The following is a 19,633-nucleotide window of genomic DNA, read 5'->3' on the forward strand; positions in this document are numbered from 1 at the left end:
TCGCAACCCTGCCATAGGACACCATATGGCGGTTAACCCCTGCAAGCCGCGTCACCCGCGGTTTGCATGCTCAAGATGACAGTCTCTGTCAGAGGTCCCAAGACCACCCCCTCATTGGGTGCAGGATGTCTGGCTCGGATGCGCAACGTTCCGGGCGTGTCGGGTGAAATCCGGCGCGTCAGCGACTGCCGCTCAGCGCGGCGCCGCGTCTTCTTTCGTGTCTCGCGGCCCTCTTTGCGCCGCTCCCCAGTCCGAGGTTCCCTTCAACGCCCGTCAAACACGACGGAACCCGGACGCATCACTGCATCCGGGCCCCCGTCGACGTGTGGTCTGACGAAAGATTGGCGTTAGCCGATGACGTGATCGTCCGGCAGCGCTTCAAGGTCGCTTTCATCGGTCTCCGGCATGGCTTCCAGCTCTTCTTCGGTGAAGCCATCCAGCAGCAGCGTCTCGTCTCCGCCCATGGAGAATGCGCCAAGCGGAAGGGCCACCGTGTATTCGCCCAGACCAAGGAAGCCACCGATACCGATAACGGCTTCGTAGCCGTCGGCGGTTTCGATGATGTAGTCGATCTCGCCCACGTCATCTTCGTCCTCGCCAGCGATGGAATGCACGTCCATGCCGATGATGTCACCGACGGTCATGCCACTGAACATGGACGTGTCGCGCACGTCGCGGTCTGTGATGAGGCCTGCGGTTGCAAGATCGGACTCGGTCTCAGTCTCCGTATCCATGTCCGCATCGGCCGCTGCCTCAGCGTCTTCATCCGTGTCCATATCGGTTTCAGCGTCGGTGTCCGTCTCCGCGTCAACAACGGGGGTTTCAACAACGACTTCAGCGTCAGTTTCCGTATCCGTGTCAGTGGATTGCGCGAAAGCGGCGCCGGACAGAGCGACAAGGGCAACGGTTCCAAGAAGGGTGTGCTTGAGGGTCATGGTTCTCTCCGAAATGTGGGTGCCAGCCGGCGGCCGGCGATGCTTTTCAAACCCGCCGCCCGACCGATAGGTTCCCAGTATCAGTAGAAATTCGCTATATTTTTCAGTGAATTAAACTAGTTTAATCGGACCGTTCAACGCGGCGAACACGTCGAGGGTTCCACAAAAAAGCGCCGCGCCCCGGATGTGGGGCGCGGCGCGCAAGAAGTCGCCGATGGCGAGTGGTCAGTAGCGGTAATGCTCTGGCTTGAACGGCCCGTCCTGCGGCACGCCGATATAGTCGGCCTGTTCCTTGTCCAGCTGGGTCAGCTTCACACCGATCTTTTTCAGGTGCAGCATCGCTACTTTCTCATCCAGCTTCTTGGGCAGGATGTAGACCTGATTGTCGTAGGCGGCTGTGTTGTTCCACAGCTCCATCTGCGCGAGCACTTGGTTGGTGAAAGACGCCGACATCACAAACGACGGATGGCCGGTGGCGTTGCCGAGGTTCAGAAGACGGCCTTCGGACAGCAGGATAAGACGATTGCCGTTCGGCATCTCGATCATGTCCACCTGGTCCTTGATGTTGGTCCATTTGTGGTTTTTCAGCGCTGCGACCTGAATCTCGTTATCGAAGTGACCGATGTTGCCGACAATCGCCATGTCCTTCATCTCGCGCATATGCTCGATGCGGATCACGTCCTTGTTGCCAGTCGTTGTGATGAAGATGTCGGCGTCCAGGTTCTCTTCCAGCAGCACAACTTCGAACCCGTCCATCGCCGCCTGAAGCGCGCAGATCGGGTCGGCTTCCGTCACTTTCACGCGGGCACCTGCACCACGCAAGGAAGCGGCAGAGCCTTTGCCCACATCGCCGTAACCCATGACGACGGCGACCTTACCGGCCATCATCGTGTCGGTGGCGCGGCGGATGCCGTCGACCAGCGACTCCTTACAGCCGTACTTGTTGTCGAACTTCGACTTGGTGACAGAGTCGTTCACGTTGATCGCGGGGAACGGAAGCTGGCCGTTCTTCTGCAGATCATAGAGGCGATGCACGCCTGTCGTGGTCTCTTCCGACACGCCTTTGATCTGGTCACGCATCTTGGTGAACCAACCGGGGCTGGCTTCCATGCGCTTCTTGATCTGCGCCTTGATGACCTCTTCTTCTTCGGATTGCGGGACGGGGATAATCTCTTCGCCCGCCTCGGCGCGCGCGCCCAAAAGAATGTAAAGTGTCGCGTCGCCGCCATCGTCGAGGATCAGGTTCGGCCCGTCGGGGAACATGAACGACTGGTCCAGGTAATCCCAATGCTCTTCCAGCGACTGGCCCTTCACCGCAAAAACCGGGATGCCCGCCTTGGCAATCGCCGCCGCCGCATGGTCCTGGGTCGAGAAGATGTTGCACGAAGCCCAACGGACATCCGCGCCCAGATCCACCAGCGTCTCGATCAACACTGCCGTCTGAATGGTCATATGCAAGGATCCGACAATCCGCGCGCCGGCCAGAGGCTTCTCCGCGCCGTATTCCTCACGCAGGGCCATCAGGCCCGGCATTTCGGTCTCGGCAATGTCGAGTTCCTTGCGGCCAAACTCGGCCAGTGCGATGTCCTTGACGACGTAATCACTCATATATCCTGCCTCCTGTGGGCCGCGTCCAAAATCGGAATTCGACGCCCCCATAACAGCGCCGCGAATATTGAGCAATGCGGCGTGCTGGACTGCCGAGAATTGCACAGAAAAGGGCCGCCCCACAGCTTGGGGGCGACCCTCAACGATCTCGCAATTCAGCCGGACTTACTTGTCGCTGGCTGGCCCTTCCTGCGTGTTGGGGCCCTTGGGGCCACCTGCGCCGGGGGGCGGTGTCGTGGTCGGCGTCTGGCCGGGGCCTGCGCCGTCGCCTTTTCCTGTTTTACTCATAAACAAATTCCTCCGTTCAATCAGTGGTTGCGTTTGAAGGCTAACCCGACCCACGCGAAATTGCCTAGAACTTTCCGAAAAGGCCCCGAGCCCCTTTCATCTTGCCAGAAAAACCTCGGGGGCTTGGGGGCTGGCCCCCAAACCGGACTTTGATAAAACGCTGTGACGCCAATCGGAGCGCCCCATGCCCAAACAACAACCCCGCGCCTGGCAGCGTATGCTGTCCGGCCGCCGCCTTGATCTTTTGGACCCTACGCCCGTGGATATCGAGATTGAGGATATCGCCCACGGGCTAGCCTTCGTCGCGCGCTGGAACGGGCAGACCCATGGCGATTACGCTTATTCCGTGGCCGAGCATTCGATCCTTGTGACCGACATTCACGCTCGATTGGCCCCCGGCGCGCCGGTGAAATGGAGGTTGGCGGCGTTGCTGCATGACGCGCCGGAATATGTAATCGGTGATATGATCAGCCCGGTGAAAGCCGCCGTTGGCCCCGGCTACGGCGCGTTGGACGACAGGCTCACCGCAGCGATCCATTTACGCTTTGGCCTGCCTGCCGCGCTGCCTAAGGCGGTGAAGGCCGCGATCAAACGGGCGGACAAAGTCTCGGCCTGGCTGGAGGCCACGCAACTGGCCGGTTTCACGCAGGCCGAAGCTGACAAGTTCTTTGGCAAGCCTGACCCCGCCGTGATCGACGGCCTGACCCTGCGCCTGCGCCCCCCGTCCGAGGTGCGTGCCGAATTCACCGCGCGCCACGCGGCGTTGATGGAGGCCTTATGATAACTGTCCGCAAAGCCCATGACCTAGACGCGCGCGAGATGGCGGAGATCCTGAACGAAGTGATCCAGATCGGCGGCACAACTGCACTGACCGGCGAGATCGAGGCGCAGTATTTCATCGACCGTATGAAAACGGACCCCGAGACATCTTCCTGGCTGGTCGCTGAAACGGCAGAAGGGGCGATCGTGGGCTTTCAATGGTTCACGAAAGGCGAGGGGTATCTGCCGCCCGAGGCCGCCGAGATTGCGACCTTTGCAAAGCCGGGCCAGCAGGGACTTGGCATCGGTTCAAAGCTGATGGATGCGACGAAAGCCGCCGCGAAAGCGCAGGGCTATAAATGGATCAACGCCAATATCCGCGCCGATAATGAAAGTGGGCTGACGTACTACCAGTCCCGCGGGTTCGAGGATTATGGCAAGATCGAAGGCTATCAGATGGCCGACGGGAGACGTGTCGACAAGATCCTCAAGCGCTTCGATCTCTAGAGCGTTTCGTGCAGGAAAGGGATTTGGGCCTGCACACCTGAGACGCTTTACTTATACCCTGCTTCACAGGATGCCGGTCTGGCGCAACCACCGCCGGCGGTCTTGTTCATCCCGCTGGCGTTGCGCGGATGTGCGATGATCATAGGTCGACCAATGGTCAGGCGCATCCCAGTTACGCTCCTGCCGCGTTGCGATTTTCAGTGAGTTTGCGAGAATTCCAAACATGGCGTGTTCCTTTCGGGTTCATGCCATCTTGATATCCCCTTGCGCCGTTTGGGCCGAATCTGCAATCCTGACAATATATCAGATGAGGTAACATATGGATTGGCGTGACATCCCCTCCCTCTCGGCGCTGCGCGCGTTTGAGGCCGCTGCGCGCCTCGGCTCGCTGTCCGAGGCGGCGCGCACGCTGAACGTGACCCATGCGGCTGTCGCGGCCCATGTCCGCACGTTGGAGGCCGAGTTCGGCCAACCCCTGCTGACGCGGTCGGGCCGTGGAATGGTGCCAACGCAGGCCGGTGCCGAACTGGCCCGCGATCTTGGCACTGGCTTTGCAGAGATTGCTGCAGGCGTCCGCGCCGCGCGGCAGGGGCGGGAGGATCGCCCCGTGATCCTGACCACGACACCCAGCTTCGCGCAAAGCTGGCTGATGCCACGCCTTGCGGCTTTCTGGTCCGACCATCCGGATGTGCCGCTGACCGTGCAAACCGATCATTCCATGATCGACCTGCGCCGGGAGGGCGTGGACCTAGCCATTCGCCACGGCAAAGGGCCTTGGCCGGGTTTGGAGGGAACCGTCCTCACCCGCGCGTCCATGGTGATCGTCGCGCAGCCTGGCCGTTTCGAGATGCCTTTTGAATGCTGCTCGCCTGAGGCCTGGGCCCATGTGAAGACGCTGCCCTGGCTTCACGACATGTCACATTCGGAGTTCAACAAGCGTCTGATCCGCCTCGGCATCGAACCGGAAAAGCTGAAGATGACAAAACTGCAATCCAATGCCCTGATCCTGCCTGCCTGTCGCGCGGGCGCGGGCGTTTCAGCGCAACCCGCGGCCTTGGTCGAACAGGACATCGAAGAGGGAAGGCTGGAGGTTTTGGCCGAAGAAACCATGAGCGATATGGCCTATCACTTGTTGCACTTGCCCGGTCCACTCAGCCGCCGCGCGCAGACATTCGTGACCTGGTTGAAACGGGACTTGAAGCGCGCGTCGAAAGCGGGCTGACTGGGCGGAACAACAGGAGCAGACATGGCCAAATTCAAAGGTTTCGTGCGGATCGCCTCCAGCTACGATCTCATGGAGGTGCGCATGGCCGTCGCCGCATTGGAAGGTGCGGACATCATGGCGATTGCGCCCGGCACAGAGCTTTCAAACACCATGCTCCACGCAAGTCTCGCCTTCGGGCCGATGGAAATCCACGTTCCGGCCGACAAAGCGGATGAGGCTGCGGCCCTTCTGAACGCGGTTGCGGCGGGCACCGTTATTCCGCACGATCAACGCGACCTTGTGGAAGACCCCGAAGACCCGCCCGAACCCCTGCGCACGGATGCCACGATTGGCGACAAGATCCGCAATCTGCTTGGCTTTCTTGTCGGCGGTGTCTCGCAACCCTTGAAGGGAATGCTTGTCGAAAAGCGCGAGCGAAATCGCCGCGATTAATTGACGGCCAGCGGTGCGCAGGTTTCCCCGGCCTGGCCCGGTGATCCGGGCGAGCCGTGGCCCACAAAAGACCCGTTCCGGAACACCAGAAGCGGTCCGTCTCGCCACCGTGCAGCGGTCACATTGGAGCGGTCGCAGGGAAGCAGGGTCGGCGCGCTGCCTTGAAGGCGTGTCATCGTTTCAATCACTCCGGCCTGTGCCCGCCCGAAGTCGATCCGCTGGCCGGAGCCAACAACATCGATCCCGCGTGCATCAAAGGCAACGGGATAGACGGGGCCATCGGGCACAGAGGGCGCCGCACCACCGATGCAGGCGCCCAGAAGCAGGGGAAAGGCGTATGCGACCCTCACCGGGGGGAGCGTTTTGCGAGGATGCGCTGCAATGTCCGGCGATGCATGTTCAGCCGCCGCGCCGTCTCGGACACGTTTCGGTCGCACAACTCATAGACACGCTGAATATGCTCCCACCGCACGCGATCCGCGCTCATCGGGTTCTCTGGCGGCGGGGGCATTTCCTCTTCCTCGGCGAGAAGGGCGAAGGTGATGTCGTTGGCGTCGGCGGGCTTTGACAGGTAATCCGTCGCGCCCATCTTCACCGCAGCCACGGCGGTCGCAATCGCGCCATAGCCGGTCAGCACGACGATCCGCGCATCCGGGCGCTTTTCGCGCAGGCGTTCCACGACATCGAGGCCGTTGCCATCCTCAAGCCGCAAATCAACCACGGCATAGGCAGGCGGACGGGCGGTTGCGATGGCCGATCCCGCCGCGACGGAACCGGCGGCCTCAACCTCGAAACCCCGCTTCTCCATCGCCCGCTCAAGGCGGCGCAGAAACGGTTCGTCATCATCAACGATCAGCAGTGATTTATCTGGGCCGATGTCCCGGAGGCTGCGGTCGGTCGTGGCCATTGCGGTCGTCTCCTCTCATCCCTCCCTCTAAGTTATAGGAATATCGGGAAAATGGTCAAACGGTCGCAGGTGAAAAGACTGTTTGCGCAAACAGAAAAAGGGCGCCGCGATGGGCGCCCTTTCTGGATCAGTTGCTGTAGGATCAGACGGCTTCGTCGATCCACTTCTGAAGCGCGGCCTTGGGCGCGGCACCCACCTTGTTGGAGACGACTTCGCCGCCGTTGAACATAAACAACGCCGGGATGCCACGCACGCCAAGCTGCATCGGCGCGTTCGGGTTCTCGTCCACGTTGACCTTCACGATCTTCACGCGGCCTTCATATTCGGTGGAAAGCTCTTCCAGCGCGGGGCCGATCTGCTTGCAGGGGCCACACCATTCGGCCCAGAAATCGACAACGACAGGAATGTCGGACTGCTTCACTTCGGCGTCGAAGGTGGCGTCGGTGACGGCGGTGGTAGCCATGGTTTGCCCTCCAGGCACATTTGAATCGGAGTCGGAAGCTATGGGTGGGGGTCGCTCGGGTCAAGCACCCCTAGCGCTTTTCAACGCGGCGGACACGAGATCGTGTGGCAGTTCCATCAATACGCCAGTGCGCGACCAGAGGATCGCGGTGGCAATTTCCCGATCCGGATAAACGGCTTGCAGCAATTCTGCGTAGGCTCCCATCTGGCGCAGCAGGCCATCGGGAACGGCGTCGGCGCTGGTTGGGACGGTGGCGTTTGTCTTGAAATCCACCGCCATAACGCGGTGTGGCTCCACAACCAGCCTGTCGATGATTCCAAGCATTGGGGCGTCCAGCGTGGCCGAATAGCCGGTGATTTCAACCTCGGCCAATGTGTCCGGCGCGAAGATGTGAGACAGGCCGGGGTCGGTCAGAACGCGCGTCGCCTCGTCCAGCATAGGGTGCAGTTCAGCCTCGGTCACGTCCGACGCATGCAGCGCGGCAATTCCCGGCGCTGCGGCTGGCCAAGCGGGCGCAGGCAGGCGCGGCAGATGTTCGAGCAGCAGATGCGTGATTGACCCGCGCCGCATCGCAACTGAGCTTTCATCACCCGCACCGGGCAGAGCCTTTGCCCCGCCCAGATCGGACGGCGTCCGCGCTTTTTTGTCTTTCGCGGGCTGTTTCACCCGCTCCGTCACCCAAGCTGGCAGGGCAACGCCCGTGTCATGGCTCTCGTCCGGTTGGGGCACAGAAGTCCAATCGCCCGTCTGGATGCGCAGGCCATGTCCGTCCAGCCCTGGCACCTCCAACGGTGCGGCACCACCAATCTGCATGGCGTCTTCGACGATTTTGTACCAGCAGGAGGCAGGCTTCTTTTCGCTGCCCAACTTGCCCGCCGCCGCCACGATCAGCCAGCTTTCGGCACGGGTCAGCGCGACGTAGAGTAAGCGATTGGCCTCTTCTTCCTCGCGGATTTTGGCGGCTTCCTTGGCCTCCAACACACCGTCGCTTTCCTCACCGGATTTGGGCGACCAAACCACTGGACCACCCTCGGGTGAAAGCAATCTGACCCGGCCACCCTGGCCCCGATATTCGGCACAATCGGGCAGGATAACCACGGGCGCTTCTAGGCCCTTGGCCCCGTGAACAGTCATCACGCGGATCTGCCCCTCGGCTTGGCTGAGGTCGCGCTTTACCTGCACGTCGCCGGATTCCAACCAACCCACAAAGCCCGTCAGGGAGGGCACTTCGCTGGCCTCATAGCTGAGCGCTTGGGCCAGCATTGCGTCCACCGCATCCTCGGCTTCTGGCCCCAAACGTGCGATCAGACGGCGGCGGCCATCATGGCGGATAAGGGCACGTTCCAGAAGGTCATAAGGGCGAAGAAAATCGGCCTGATTGAACAGATCCCGCAAGATTGCATGGGCTTCGGGGAACTCATCTTTCCGGTCACGGAGGGCGGACCACAAATAGCCTGCTCGCCCATGGGCCAACTCGTAAAGCTCCGCCTCGCTCAGCCCGATCAGCGGCGAGCGCAATACGCAAGCCAGCGAAAGATCATCCTCGGGCGTGGCGAGGAACCGGCACAGGGCCAGCAAATCCTTCACGGCCAATGGTGAGGTCAATTGCGATCGGTCCACACCAGCGACGGGCAGGTCACGCGCTTTCAACTCAGCAATAATCTTGTGAAACAGCGGTGAACGGCGGCGCACGAGGATCAGGATATCGCCCGCCGTCACAGGCTTGCCCGGCGCGTATTCCACCGGATTCTCGATCATGTCCTTGATGCGGAGCGCGACATTTTCCGCGAGTTTGGAGGAATGGTGATCCTCGCTCACCAAATCCTGCGGATCGTCCCAGTTGGGCTTCTCGACCTTCTCTGCCGGCGCGATGTGCGGCCAAAGATCGACCCGGCCCGGTTTGTCCGAGAAGAACGCTTCATGCTGAACCTGTTGCCCCAATCCCGGCGCGCCAAGTCGGGTGGCGACACGGTCAACGAGCGCAAGGATCGGCGGAGCCGAGCGGAAAGAGTGGATCAACGCAGCGTCTTGAAACGGAGCTTCAATCGCGCTCAGGCGCGCCTCGAAGTAATCCCGCATCCGATCGAATTCATCCGGGTCCGCGCCCTGGAACGAATAGATCGACTGCTTCTTGTCGCCCACGACGAAGATCGTGCGCTCCACATCCGTGCGCGCGCCTTCGCCTGCCGCGAAATCCTCTGCCAGACGTTTGACAATGTCCCATTGGCGCGGCGACGTGTCTTGCGCTTCATCTACAAGAATATGGTCAATCCCACCGTCCAGCCGGAACAAAACCCATTGCGCCACACGCGGGTCCGAAAGAAGCGCGCGGGTCTTGTCGATCAGGTCGTCGAAGTCGAGCCACCCACGCGCCTGTTTGGCGGAGGCATAGGTGGGGAGGAAGACATCGGCGAAACGATGCAGCGCGTTCGTGCGGATTGCAGTGAGATAGCCGGTGCGCAACGTGCGGGCCTCCGCCAGCCGCTCTGCCAGCGCGTTCACTTCCTCCATCGTGTCACCAATCGCACTGCGCACCTTTGCATTGGCGATGGCATCAATGCGCGGCTCACCCATTTTCGCGCCGGATTGGTAGACGAAGATCGCCTCAAGGGTTGCGATGGTTTCAAGTGTTGGCCTGCCCCAAGGGATGGCCTTCAACTTGTCAGAAAGGGCGACATGGGTCTTCGTGTTTGGATCGAGATGCGTGCAAATGACTTGCGCGATGTCTTCCTCATCACCCTGCAAAACGGACGAGATGATCTTCGTTTCCGTCAGGCCGGGATCAATGCCCACCCAATCGCAGATATCCTCCCAACACGCGGTCGGCGTCATCGTCTCTGCCTTACCCGCCACGGCGCGAGCCAATGTGATAGCGCCTTCATCGTCGGACAGATGTTCCGCAATCAGGCCTAGGGCGGCGCGCCCGTGATCGTCTTCGGCCATCTGATCAAGCAGGTTGGATAGAAGCCGCGTCTGCACCCGTTCGTCGATCTCGATGAAGGCCGGGCTGACCTGAGCCTCCAGCGGGAAGCGACGCAGCACAGACGAACAAAAGGAGTGGATGGTCTGAATTTTCAGTCCACCCGGCGCCTCAATCGCGCGGGCAAACAGCGTGCGCGCAGTGTCGAGGTGGTCGTCCGTCAGCGCATCCACACCGATATCGGCCAAGGTCTGGCGCAGCACTGCATCGTCTTTCATCGCCCACTCGCCGAGACGCTCAAACAGACGGTTCTGCATCTCCATCGCGGCGGCTTTGGTGTAGGTCAGGCACAGGATACGTTCGGGCCGCACGCCCGCCAGCAATAGCCGCGCCACGCGGTCTGTCAGAACGCGAGTCTTGCCGGACCCTGCATTGGCCCCCAGCCAGGTCGACATATCGGGTTGCGCTGCGCGGGTCTGGGCAAGGGTGGCATCATCCATCGCGCGCCCCTCCGACCGGGATCACCTTGGCCTCTTGCGTCTCGTCCCATTCGCCAAGCCGGGCGAGATGGTCGTAATCCCCCTCAAACCGCGTGTCCTTCACGGACCGTCGTGAGGGGAAGCCAACTTGCTTCAAACGGTAATGGGTTATGAGCGTTTTCAGCCCATCCATGACCTGCGCGAAGGTCTCATCATCGACGGGCTGCTCGCGGATTTCCGGCTTTGTGCCCAACCCGATATAGGCCAGCATTGCGACCTCTAGCGGACGTTCGGCAAAGGCCCCGCCACGGGCCATCAGCCCCTCGATCAGAAGCTGCTTGTTGTAGGCAATTTCCTGTTTGTCGGTCGGCAAGTTGCCGGTCTTGTAATCGTAGATCGCGACACGCCCGTCAGGCAGCCGGTCAATCCGGTCGCCCTTGCCGGTCAGACGCAGTGACAGGTCCGGAATATCCCAGTGCTTGGATTGCTCCAGCATCCAGGGCTCGGCCAGATCCCTTAGTTTCGCCTCCTGCTCCAGATACCACGGCAGGATGCGATGCAGCCGCGCGCGCCAGAATTGGCGAGTGGCGGGCCAAGGCGCGTCTTGTAGAAGAATTCGCTCTGCTATGTTGGAGAACTGCGCAGGCGCATCCTGTGTCAAAGCCTCGGACGTTTCGCGTACGAAATCCTCAAGGATGGCATGCACGACATTGCCCCGCAGCCGCGCATCCGGGCTGGCGCGCAGGGGATCAATCGGGCGCAGGTTTAGGATACGGCGGGCGTAGATCGCGTAGGGGTCGCGGATCAGGCGTTCGATGTCTGTCACCGAAAGCTGCGTCAGGCGCGGACCTGTCTGCGGCGCGGGCGCGGGGCGTGGGGCCGGCGGCTCCGACGCCTCAGGGCGCGTGAGGGCGGCGGTTTTGGCAAGCCATTCTTCGCCACGGGCGCGCATGTCTGCCAAAGCCTGAGCAGACTCGGCGCTGGCCCCGCCGAGAAGGTTCACCAGCCGGTTGACCCAGCGGGCGGGAACCGTGTCCGTCTCATCATCGCGTTTGGAGCGGCTCAGCCAAACCTCGCCACCGGCGATGCCCTGCTGGAAATCATGCGCGCTCAGCCCGATCACCCGGTCGGGCAGGCGCAGCCCGGCCTCCGCCCGCAGCGGCCGGTTTAACCACGGATCCGCTTCCGCCGCGCCGGGCCATGTACCCTCGTTCAACCCGGCGAGGATCGTGATGTCAGCCCCCTGAACGCGGGCTTCCTGCGTTCCCCAGATCAGCACATCTGCATGGGGGCGCAGCGCGAAACGAACCTCGCGGTCATGGGCGAGCGAGGTGAAGAAATCCGCATAGTCACGTGCCGACATTGCCCCGCCATAGGGTGCATCGGCGGTGAGGTCGGCCATCAATCGCGCGGCTTCCCGGCCCGCTTCCTTTTCGTAAAGCTCACCGCTTTCATCCGTTCCCGGGCCAGCGGCAAGGCTATGTGCAAGTGCCATATGCGCCTCAAGATGCTGCGCGATGGGGCGCGGGCCTTGCCGTTCGTTTACGGAGAGAAAGGGGGCAAGCCATTCGGCCCAGGCGACGGCACCTTCGTCATCCTGCCGCTCATGCGCCCAAGACAGCACGGCTTCGGGGGTCGGAAAGGCGAGGCCTTTGCGTAGCTTCTGCAACTCGAAATCGTTGACACGGCGGGTATGATCGCCGCGCTCCGCACCGGTATGACACAGGGGATGTTTGAGCAAGGCGACGAGCGTTTCCGCTGTCATCGGTTCTGTCCGTGCCTCGGCGACTTGGCGCAGTAAGCGACCGGGTGCGGTTTGGGCCAGCACGTCGCCCGCGGAATCGTCGGGCTTTACCCGCCACCGATCAAGCTGAGCCGTGACCTTCCGCGCCAGCCGTCTATCGGGCGTGACAAGGGCGGCGCGCTGCCCGTGTTCAATCGCGTCGCGCAACCGCAAGGCAATCGCCGTTGCCTCGGCCTGGGGGGAGGGGGCCTCCAGTAATGTGACGCCTGCCATCGCGCCAGTAATGTCGGGAAGTTTTGGGCCCTCCGTGCGCCATTGGTTGGTCACGGGCGCGGGTCGTAGCGCTAGCGAGACAACTGCATTCCGCGCGGGCTGGGCAGGCGCACTCTCGCCCCAAAGCGTGACGGCCGCCGGGTCAATCCCGGCCTCATCCAGCACGCGGGCAAGGCGGTATTGGGGATGATCTTCGCCCGCCAGTTCCCGCTTGCGATCCTCCAGCAGTCGTCGCCACACCGCGCGCGGCAGATCAGTATCAAGCCCCGGCAGGATTACAGCGCCTTGCGGCAGCGCTGCCACCGCCTGCATCAGCCGGAACGTTGCACGGCGTGAGCCGGTAGAGCCCGCAACAATCATCGGATGGTCCGGCGGGTCTTGCCGCCACTGGGCGATCAGTCGGTCCACCACCATGGCCTGCCGCGCTTCGGGGATCAGACGGTCATCTTGCGCCATCAGGGCCGAGGCGATGCCGAGGAACTCCCGCGCGCGGTCCCAATGCTCAGAATGCCCACCCATATCGAGAGCCATCAGGTCGGCGGGGCTGGCACCTTCTTCCACCATCTCGCCCATGAAATCAGCAAGGCTGTCGGCCAGATCATACAGCGCCGCGCGGGGGGCGAGGTCGGGGTTTGCGTCGATCAACTGGGCGATCAACTGCGCAAGCTCTAGCCGCACCTCAAGGGGCGATTTGACCGGGGGAAGCGCGTCCAGGTCAGCCGTTTCGGACAAGGACAGGATCGGCCGGATGCGCGGCAGCAGCCCCGGCCCACGCTGCATATAGAGCGCTTGAAGCCGCCTCTGCATACGGGCGTTTGCGACGAAAATCTCGACGCGGGCGAGTGCCTCTGGCCCCTGGCCCGCCAGACGCGCATCCACGCCGTCCATTAAGCTGGCGCAGAAATCGACGCCTAATGGTGTCGCGTAAATGCGGGGCGTGTCGCTGGGGTCAAACATGGGGTGCCTCCAGCATGGCTTCTGCCAGAGCTATGCCTTCTGGGTGGCCGACATCGGCCCATTGCCCCTCGTACACTAGGCCAAAGAGCCGCCCCTGATCCTCTAGCCGCGCCCATACGTCCCTCAGCGAGAAGACGTCGCGCGGGTCGGTTGCGCAGGGCCTAGGGTCAAGCATTTGCGCGCCCAGATACACGTAGTCGCCGTTTGCTTTATCCAAGGTCAGGCGTCCATCGGCGTCCATGTTGAAATCCCCGCCCTCCTTGCGGCCCACGACCTTTTCGCGCGGCGACAGGAGCAGAAAAGCGCCCATACGCCCCGGGTCAAAGGCTGTGCTGAGGGCAGTCAGTGGGTTTGGTCCGCGCCAGACATTGTCGGCGTTCAGCGTCAGCATCGCATCGAGACCCAGCGTGTTTGCCGCGTTCTTTACCGCCCCGCCAGAATCCAGAATGTTGGGCGCTTCGATTAGAACGTGAACGTCTTCGGCCCCCGTCAGGTGACCCTCAATCTGGTCGGCCCGGTAGTGCGCATTCACTGCGATCTTGGGGCAAGCAGCCTCGCGGGCAAATCCCAAGGCATGGTCCAACAGGCTTTGGCCACCAACCTCGATCAGCGGTTTGGGGCGATTGGCCGTCAGCGCGCCCATACGCGTTCCGAACCCGGCGGCGAGGATGAGGCAGGGAGCGGTCATGGCGCGGCCCAATGGGCTGTCCGCTCCAGCAGCTCCGCCACCGGTACGCGCAATGCTGGCAAATCTTGCGCGGCGCGTTCCATCAGCGTGGCCGTGCGGGGCAGGAAAGTTCGGTAGTGCGGTTTGCCGTACTGCGTGGCGAGACGGTGGAAGATGCCAAGGATGCGCAGATTGCGTTGCAGGGACAGTGTGGCGAACCTCGGGCGGTCGGTCACGAGCGCTGCCTTCCACGTCTCAGGCAAATCGCGGCGCGGATCATCGAGGAGGGAGGCCAGATCATACCCGTCCGGCAACAACATCGCGTCCTGATAATCCAACAGGCCGATCCGGGCGGAACCGTCACGTTCCGGCAGCCAAATCAGGTTGTCCGCGTGCACATCGCGCAGGGACAGGACGGGCGGGCCAGCGGCGTGGCGGGCCAGTGCGTCGGCGAGGGCGGGCATGATCTTTTGCCGAAGCGCGTCACTGTCCGGCAGCAAATCGAAGGTCAGGCCCGTCATCGCGGCCATGCCGTCCGCGTCCGGCGCGTCGAGCCCGTTTGGCGGAGGGTTGGCAAGCAGCGGAAGCATGTCAGCGGTTGCGTGATAGGCTGTTTCCGCAATGCCGATATCCTCGGCCAGCAGACGGGAAAGGGTTTGATCGCCGAGATCTTCCAGCAGAAGCAGAGCATGTTCGTAATCGGCTGCGAGGCTTTGCGCCGCTGAGAGGCCGAGGTCACGCAGATGCGCGCCGATCTTTTGGAACCGTGCGAGGTTTGCCAGATCGGGATCCTCCATCAGGATCGCCTTTCGATCGCCTTCCTGCAGGCGCGTGTACCGACGGGTAGAGGCATCGCCTGCAAGCGGAGCGCGGGCTGCGTCGCCCCAGCCATGCCGTTCAAGGAAAGCGTCGATCATGCCGCGAATGCCTCGATCAGACGGGCAGCCATCGCTTTGCCTTCTGGGGCCAGCAGGACCGCGCGGCGAGTATCATCTGGCTGGCGTTCCAGATGGAGTAGGCATGCATCCGGCCAATCGGGTGCGAGACGGTCGGGCCACTCGATCAGGCATAGGTCGGTGCCAAACGCCTCATCCAGCCCCAATTCATCAAGCTCCTGCGGGTCGGACAGACGATAGAGGTCTGCGTGCCAGATGTCGCCGCGTTTGGTCGCATAGGTCTGCACAAGGGTGAAGGTTGGGCTGGGAACGGGCTCGTCTGCTTTGCCCATCCAGCGTCGGATCAGCGCGCGGGCGATGTGGGTTTTGCCGGCCCCGAGCGCGCCTGACAGAAGCAGGGTATCTTCTGTTTCTAAAACGTCAGAAATACGCTGCGCCAATGCGTTTGATACGTCTTCATCTCCCAAATCAAGCTGTGCGGCAACGGGCCAATCTGGCAGGATCGGCGCATCGTCACTGGGCAGGGAGACTGGGTCGGCAGAGGTCATGGTTCGCCGGAGGTTAGAGCACTTTGGGCGGAACATGAATCGGAAAAGGCAGGATGCGAAATGCTTCGTTCAGCCGAACGCTCAGGCCGTTTTTGCAGCGTCACTGCCCTCAGAAACAGCGCGCGCCGCGTCCAGCAGAGGTGTGGGTTCATTCTCCGCAAGCTCCGCCAACGGATCGCTCAGGCTTTCGTCCATTGGCACGAATTGCACGACCGTGGCGCGCCCCTTGGCAGGAACCATCCGCACCGAAAGGCGAACACCGGCGCGGGAACAGACCTCGTCCAGCCATGGCCCGCGTTCAACTTCGTGAGCAACAAAGGATCGGATGTCAGCCCAAACACCGGAGGGTTCACAATTGGCCGCCCAAAGCGCGGTGCATTCGCCGAGGCTTGGCATATGGTCAAGCGCCGTGGGATCCTGCCCCCAAAGGCGCGCATAGCCACTGTTGCAGCTGAGCATGGAGCCATCGGCTTTGAACACGGCAAGGCCAACGGGCAGTGTATCCAAAACGGCTTGGAACATTGCCAAATCAGCACGAAACTGCCGGGTCAGCGAAACCTCGGCGCTGATGTCTTCGAACATGAAGGCAATGGCCCCGTCAGGATGGGGACGGCCCAACACCCGGAAGGATTTGCCGTCGGGCAGTTCCCATAGCTCCTGATAGGTGCCGTTTTCGGCGCCTTCTTCGAGACGGGTAATCTCATTGCGCCAGGCTTTGTAATCGCGCGGCTCAGGAATGCGCTGGCGTTCGCGAAGGGCATCCAGAAAGCTGCTGAGATCGGGTCGGGTCGACAGGAAATCGAACGGAATCTCCGAAAGGTTCAGGAGGGCGGGGTTGAAAGTGACCAATTCGCGCCGCCTGTCGAATACTGCCAAACCGATGGGAAGGGCGGCGAAGGTCTTGGTGGAGGTTTGCAGAAAGGTCCTGAGTGAGGTCTCAGCGGCAATCAGGCGGTCAATCCGCTGTGCAGTAAACAGGGCTGTGCCACCCGAAAGCGCCTCACGGCTGACTTCGAACCATGCGGGGTCTTCCCTATCGGGAAGGTTCAGCTGACACCTGCGCAAAGTACCGTCTGACGGAGCAGGTTCCAGTTGATCGGCGAACAATTGCGGCAGCGGCCATCCCGGGGTTTCGCCATCACGCATCCGCTCGACCATGGTCACGTAAGCAGCATTGCCCCAGATCACGCGGCGACGCTCATCTTCGCGCCAGATCAGGGCTGAATTGCTGTCGAGCGTCGCCCGCAGATCAGCGAGTTCGGATTGTAGCGTTTCGAGTGTCGCTGTTTCCACAACTTGACGCCCGGCTGTTTCCCCCCCGGGGCCAACGGTCAGAACCAGTTCACCGCTTTCCTCACGCCCACCAATGGACACCAAGTCGGAGCCCATGCGCGCATCAAGCAAGAAAGGTTCACCCCGTTCCTGCAGGGCTTTGATCCGATCCGTCATCTCCGGATTGAGCGGTGTCAGCATGCTTAGGAGTTGTCGGAAGGTGTTCGAACGATCTGCGTCGGCATCCAGAAAGGGATCATCCGGCGAAATATCGGACAGCAGATAGCCTTCGCGAAATTTGTAAGTGTGGAATAAACCGGTGGAGAGGCCCCCATGGCCCGTCGCGAAAGCCTTTGCATCGCGACGCCTCAAAAGGCGTGTCGTAAGCGCAACGGCCACAGCGGCTGTGCAAAGCACGATTGCCAGAAAGATGAGTGTCGCCGCATTGTCCAAGATCGGCACCGTTTTCTACCCCAATCCCGACCATGGGCAGAAACGGTTAATGGGTGGTTAACGCTGGAGCGTCGACGGCAAGTTCATTGTGCCGGAATTGGAAACAATCCAACCGCCTCAGTTGATGATCTGCTCGTTCTCGCCGAGTGCCTCGACTGGTCGATCAGCGTCAAACGCGCCGTCCGGCCAAGTCACCTCAACCATGGCACCGGTCAGCCCGGTCGCGTCATCATCGGTGAGGAACGGATCGCCCGCATTCAGGAAACGGACCTTCGCGCCGGATCTTTCGAGCAGTGTTTTTGCGATGAATAGCCCAAGGCCCATCCCCTCATAGCCCGGGCGTGCGTCACGCGGGCCGGGGCTGCGACGGCGCAGGAACGGGTCGCCCAATCGCCCCAGAAGGTCCGATGGAAAGCCCTTGCCATCATCAGTGATGCGAAGCCGAAGCGACGTGTCATCCCATTCGCCCACGATCCAGACCTGATCCTGGGCAAAATCGACGGCGTTTTGCACCAGATTGCGGACACCGTGGATGACCTCGGGCTTGCGCCAGATATGTGGCTGCTGCGCCGGATCACCCGTGTCGTCCGCATCGACAGAGTGAAAGTCGTAGTGCAGTTCGATGCCCCGGTCGGAATGGGGATCGGCAGCCTCTTTAATCACAGCCCCGAAGGGCGCGCGGCGCAGATGCAGATCGTCTTTGCCCGCCCGCCCCATGGAGTGCAGGATGTCGCGACAGCGATCGGCCTGATCGCGGATCAACGCGGCATCCTCGGCCAGTTCCGGCTGGCCATCCAATTCATCCAAAAGCTCGGATGAGACGAGCTTAATGGTGGCCAGCGGGGTCCCCAACTCATGCGCTGCTGCGGCAACAACCCCGCCGAGATCGGTCAGTTTCTGCTCTCGCGCCAAGGCCATTTGGGTGGCGAGCAAGGCTTGGCTCATCCGGTGGGTTTCCAGCGCGACGCGGCGGGCATAGGCGGACAGGAAGAGGATGCCGATGACGATTGAAGACCAGAAGCCGAGGATGAACAGGCTTGGCAATTGCAACACCTCCCCCGCAACGGTTGTCAGCGGCAAATACCAAAGGCCCAGGCAGGAGATCAGGAAGATCGCCAGTACACCAAGGATAAAGGTGGATCGCAGCGTGAGGGCCGTGGCCGAAATCGTGACGGGGGCGAGGATCAGCAAGGCGAAGGGATTGTTGAGGCCGCCCGTCAGGAACAGCAGGAAAGCCAGTTGTGACAGATCGAACAGCAAGGTCAGCATTGCGTCCCGGTCGCTGAGGCGCTGGTTTTCTGGGAAAATCGTCATGGCAATCAGGTTCGACACGACCGACGCACCAATGGCCATGAAGCAAAGTCCCAGCTCCACCCGCAGCCCCAGATAGAAAGCGGCAATCACAACGGCGATGGTCTGCCCAAGGATCGCCAGCCAACGCAGCACCAGAAGCGTGCGCAGGCGGACCCAATCCACGCGGCTTTCCTGCTGGACCAGCTTCAGGGCCGGATCGTTCAGAGGCTCGGTCACGGCCATGCGGGTCATCCTGTCACATCAACGGGTTCGTGAATTGATAGGGCGGCGTGCTTAGGTATTCAACGAAGCGACACACATGACACGGGAGCGAAGCAGATGACACGGACATATGCACTGGCCTCAGTCGCATTGATCGGCACGCTGTTGGTCGGGACGGGCACCGCGATCTACATGGCGCGGGCCGATGGTGATGATCAGTTCGCCCAATGCCGTCAGGGCGTGGTGGCCGGCGGGGCCGGCGCAATCGGCGGGCCGTTCACGCTGGTCAGCGAAACCGGAGAGACGGTGACGGATGCCGATGTCATCACGGAGCCTACGCTGATGTATTTCGGCTATACCTTCTGCCCCGATGTCTGCCCGCTCGACACGGTGCGCAACGCTGAGGCCGTCGATATTCTGGAAGGGCAGGGGATCAGCGTGCTGCCGACCTTTGTGACGGTGGATCCGAACCGTGACACGCCCGAAGTAGTCGCGGCCTTCACGGACAATATTCACGAGCGGATGTTGGGGCTGACCGGAACGCCGGAACAGACGGATGCCGCAGCAGATGCCTACCGCGTCTATTACCAGAACCACGATGATGGGACCGACCCATATTACCTCGTGGATCACACGGCGTTCACCTATTTGATGTTGCCCGAGATTGGGTTTGTGGAGTTCTTCCCACGCGAAACATCACCTGCCGATATGGCAGCGCGCACGGCCTGCTTTGCGAATGCCGCAAGCTGATCCGTAGCACATCCCGGAACGAAAAAAGGGCGCCC

The 19,633-nt window shown here is 61.7% G+C and carries 19 protein-coding genes; 5 read left to right on the plus strand and 14 right to left on the minus strand.

The window, feature by feature from the left end:
• Positions 1-347: 347 nt before the first annotated feature.
• From V8J81_RS18805 to V8J81_RS18815, 3 genes are all read right to left on the minus strand, one after another.
• Positions 348-935: a hypothetical protein gene (locus V8J81_RS18805; protein ID WP_368477281.1), complete on the minus strand. Its 588-nt coding sequence runs from the start codon at positions 933-935 to the stop codon at positions 348-350.
• A 225-nt stretch (positions 936-1,160) separates the two neighbouring features.
• Entirely contained in the window at positions 1,161-2,543 is a 1,383-nt protein-coding gene (gene ahcY, locus V8J81_RS18810; protein ID WP_368477282.1) for an adenosylhomocysteinase, read from the minus strand.
• A gap of 165 nt (positions 2,544-2,708) precedes the next feature.
• Positions 2,709-2,831, minus strand: a complete 123-nt coding sequence (locus V8J81_RS18815; protein ID WP_368477283.1) for a hypothetical protein — start codon at positions 2,829-2,831, stop codon at positions 2,709-2,711.
• Between the two features lie 184 nt (positions 2,832-3,015).
• On the opposite strand from V8J81_RS18815, the gene V8J81_RS18820 reads away from it, so the two are divergent.
• Together V8J81_RS18820 and V8J81_RS18825 are read left to right on the plus strand one after the other, a co-directional pair.
• Entirely contained in the window at positions 3,016-3,612 is a 597-nt protein-coding gene (locus V8J81_RS18820; protein WP_368477284.1) for an HD domain-containing protein, read from the plus strand.
• Positions 3,609-4,097 carry a GNAT family N-acetyltransferase gene (locus V8J81_RS18825; protein WP_368477285.1) on the plus strand — a complete coding sequence of 163 codons (489 nt, stop codon included), beginning with the start codon at positions 3,609-3,611 and terminating at the stop codon, positions 4,095-4,097. The genes V8J81_RS18820 and V8J81_RS18825 overlap by 4 nt, the downstream gene beginning before the upstream one ends.
• 63 nt (positions 4,098-4,160) lie before the next feature.
• Here the strand turns inward: V8J81_RS18825 and V8J81_RS18830 are convergent, their stop codons facing one another.
• Positions 4,161-4,322, minus strand: a complete 162-nt coding sequence (locus tag V8J81_RS18830) for a hypothetical protein (protein ID WP_368477286.1) — start codon at positions 4,320-4,322, stop codon at positions 4,161-4,163.
• 94 nt (positions 4,323-4,416) lie between these two features.
• On the opposite strand from V8J81_RS18830, the gene V8J81_RS18835 reads away from it, so the two are divergent.
• Positions 4,417-5,319: a LysR family transcriptional regulator gene (locus V8J81_RS18835; protein ID WP_368477287.1), complete on the plus strand. Its 903-nt coding sequence runs from the start codon at positions 4,417-4,419 to the stop codon at positions 5,317-5,319.
• Between the two features lie 24 nt (positions 5,320-5,343).
• Positions 5,344-5,754 (plus strand): hypothetical protein, encoded by a 411-nt coding sequence (locus tag V8J81_RS18840; RefSeq protein WP_368477288.1) that lies wholly within the window; start codon positions 5,344-5,346, stop codon positions 5,752-5,754.
• On the opposite strand, the gene V8J81_RS18845 is transcribed toward V8J81_RS18840, so the two are convergent.
• From V8J81_RS18845 to regB, 10 genes are all read right to left on the minus strand, one after another.
• Entirely contained in the window at positions 5,751-6,104 is a 354-nt protein-coding gene (locus tag V8J81_RS18845; RefSeq protein ID WP_368477289.1) for a hypothetical protein, read from the minus strand. The genes V8J81_RS18840 and V8J81_RS18845 overlap by 4 nt on opposite strands.
• A complete protein-coding gene (locus V8J81_RS18850; RefSeq protein ID WP_368477290.1) occupies positions 6,101-6,661 on the minus strand; it encodes an ActR/PrrA/RegA family redox response regulator transcription factor in 561 nt (186 codons plus the stop codon). The genes V8J81_RS18845 and V8J81_RS18850 overlap by 4 nt, the downstream gene beginning before the upstream one ends.
• Positions 6,662-6,803: 142 nt before the next feature.
• A complete protein-coding gene (gene trxA / locus V8J81_RS18855; RefSeq protein ID WP_339986555.1) occupies positions 6,804-7,124 on the minus strand; it encodes a thioredoxin in 321 nt (106 codons plus the stop codon).
• A 60-nt stretch (positions 7,125-7,184) separates the two neighbouring features.
• Positions 7,185-10,544, minus strand: a complete 3,360-nt coding sequence (gene addA, locus V8J81_RS18860; RefSeq protein ID WP_368477291.1) for a double-strand break repair helicase AddA — start codon at positions 10,542-10,544, stop codon at positions 7,185-7,187.
• A complete protein-coding gene (gene addB / locus V8J81_RS18865) occupies positions 10,537-13,497 on the minus strand; it encodes a double-strand break repair protein AddB (protein WP_368477292.1) in 2,961 nt (986 codons plus the stop codon). The genes addA and addB overlap by 8 nt, the downstream gene beginning before the upstream one ends.
• Positions 13,490-14,185 (minus strand): nucleotidyltransferase family protein, encoded by a 696-nt coding sequence (locus tag V8J81_RS18870; RefSeq protein ID WP_368477293.1) that lies wholly within the window; start codon positions 14,183-14,185, stop codon positions 13,490-13,492. Before V8J81_RS18870 ends, addB begins: the two co-directional genes overlap by 8 nt.
• The gene (locus V8J81_RS18875; protein WP_368477294.1) at positions 14,182-15,081 is read right to left on the minus strand and encodes an aminoglycoside phosphotransferase family protein; all 900 of its coding nucleotides are present in this window, start codon (positions 15,079-15,081) and stop codon (positions 14,182-14,184) included. Before V8J81_RS18875 ends, V8J81_RS18870 begins: the two co-directional genes overlap by 4 nt.
• Positions 15,078-15,608: a tRNA (adenosine(37)-N6)-threonylcarbamoyltransferase complex ATPase subunit type 1 TsaE gene (gene tsaE / locus V8J81_RS18880; protein WP_368477295.1), complete on the minus strand. Its 531-nt coding sequence runs from the start codon at positions 15,606-15,608 to the stop codon at positions 15,078-15,080. Before tsaE ends, V8J81_RS18875 begins: the two co-directional genes overlap by 4 nt.
• 81 nt (positions 15,609-15,689) lie before the next feature.
• Positions 15,690-17,342: a PAS-domain containing protein gene (locus V8J81_RS18885; protein WP_368477296.1), complete on the minus strand. Its 1,653-nt coding sequence runs from the start codon at positions 17,340-17,342 to the stop codon at positions 15,690-15,692.
• A gap of 108 nt (positions 17,343-17,450) precedes the next feature.
• Positions 17,451-18,869 (minus strand): sensor histidine kinase RegB, encoded by a 1,419-nt coding sequence (gene regB / locus V8J81_RS18890; protein ID WP_368477297.1) that lies wholly within the window; start codon positions 18,867-18,869, stop codon positions 17,451-17,453.
• A gap of 96 nt (positions 18,870-18,965) precedes the next feature.
• Here regB and V8J81_RS18895 point away from each other — a divergent pair, with 96 nt between their 5' ends.
• Positions 18,966-19,598 carry an SCO family protein gene (locus tag V8J81_RS18895; RefSeq protein ID WP_368477298.1) on the plus strand — a complete coding sequence of 211 codons (633 nt, stop codon included), beginning with the start codon at positions 18,966-18,968 and terminating at the stop codon, positions 19,596-19,598.
• Positions 19,599-19,633 lie beyond the last annotated feature (35 nt).

This window comes from Gymnodinialimonas sp. 202GB13-11 (assembly GCF_040932485.1).
Classification (GTDB): Bacteria; Pseudomonadota; Alphaproteobacteria; order Rhodobacterales; family Rhodobacteraceae; genus Gymnodinialimonas; species Gymnodinialimonas hymeniacidonis.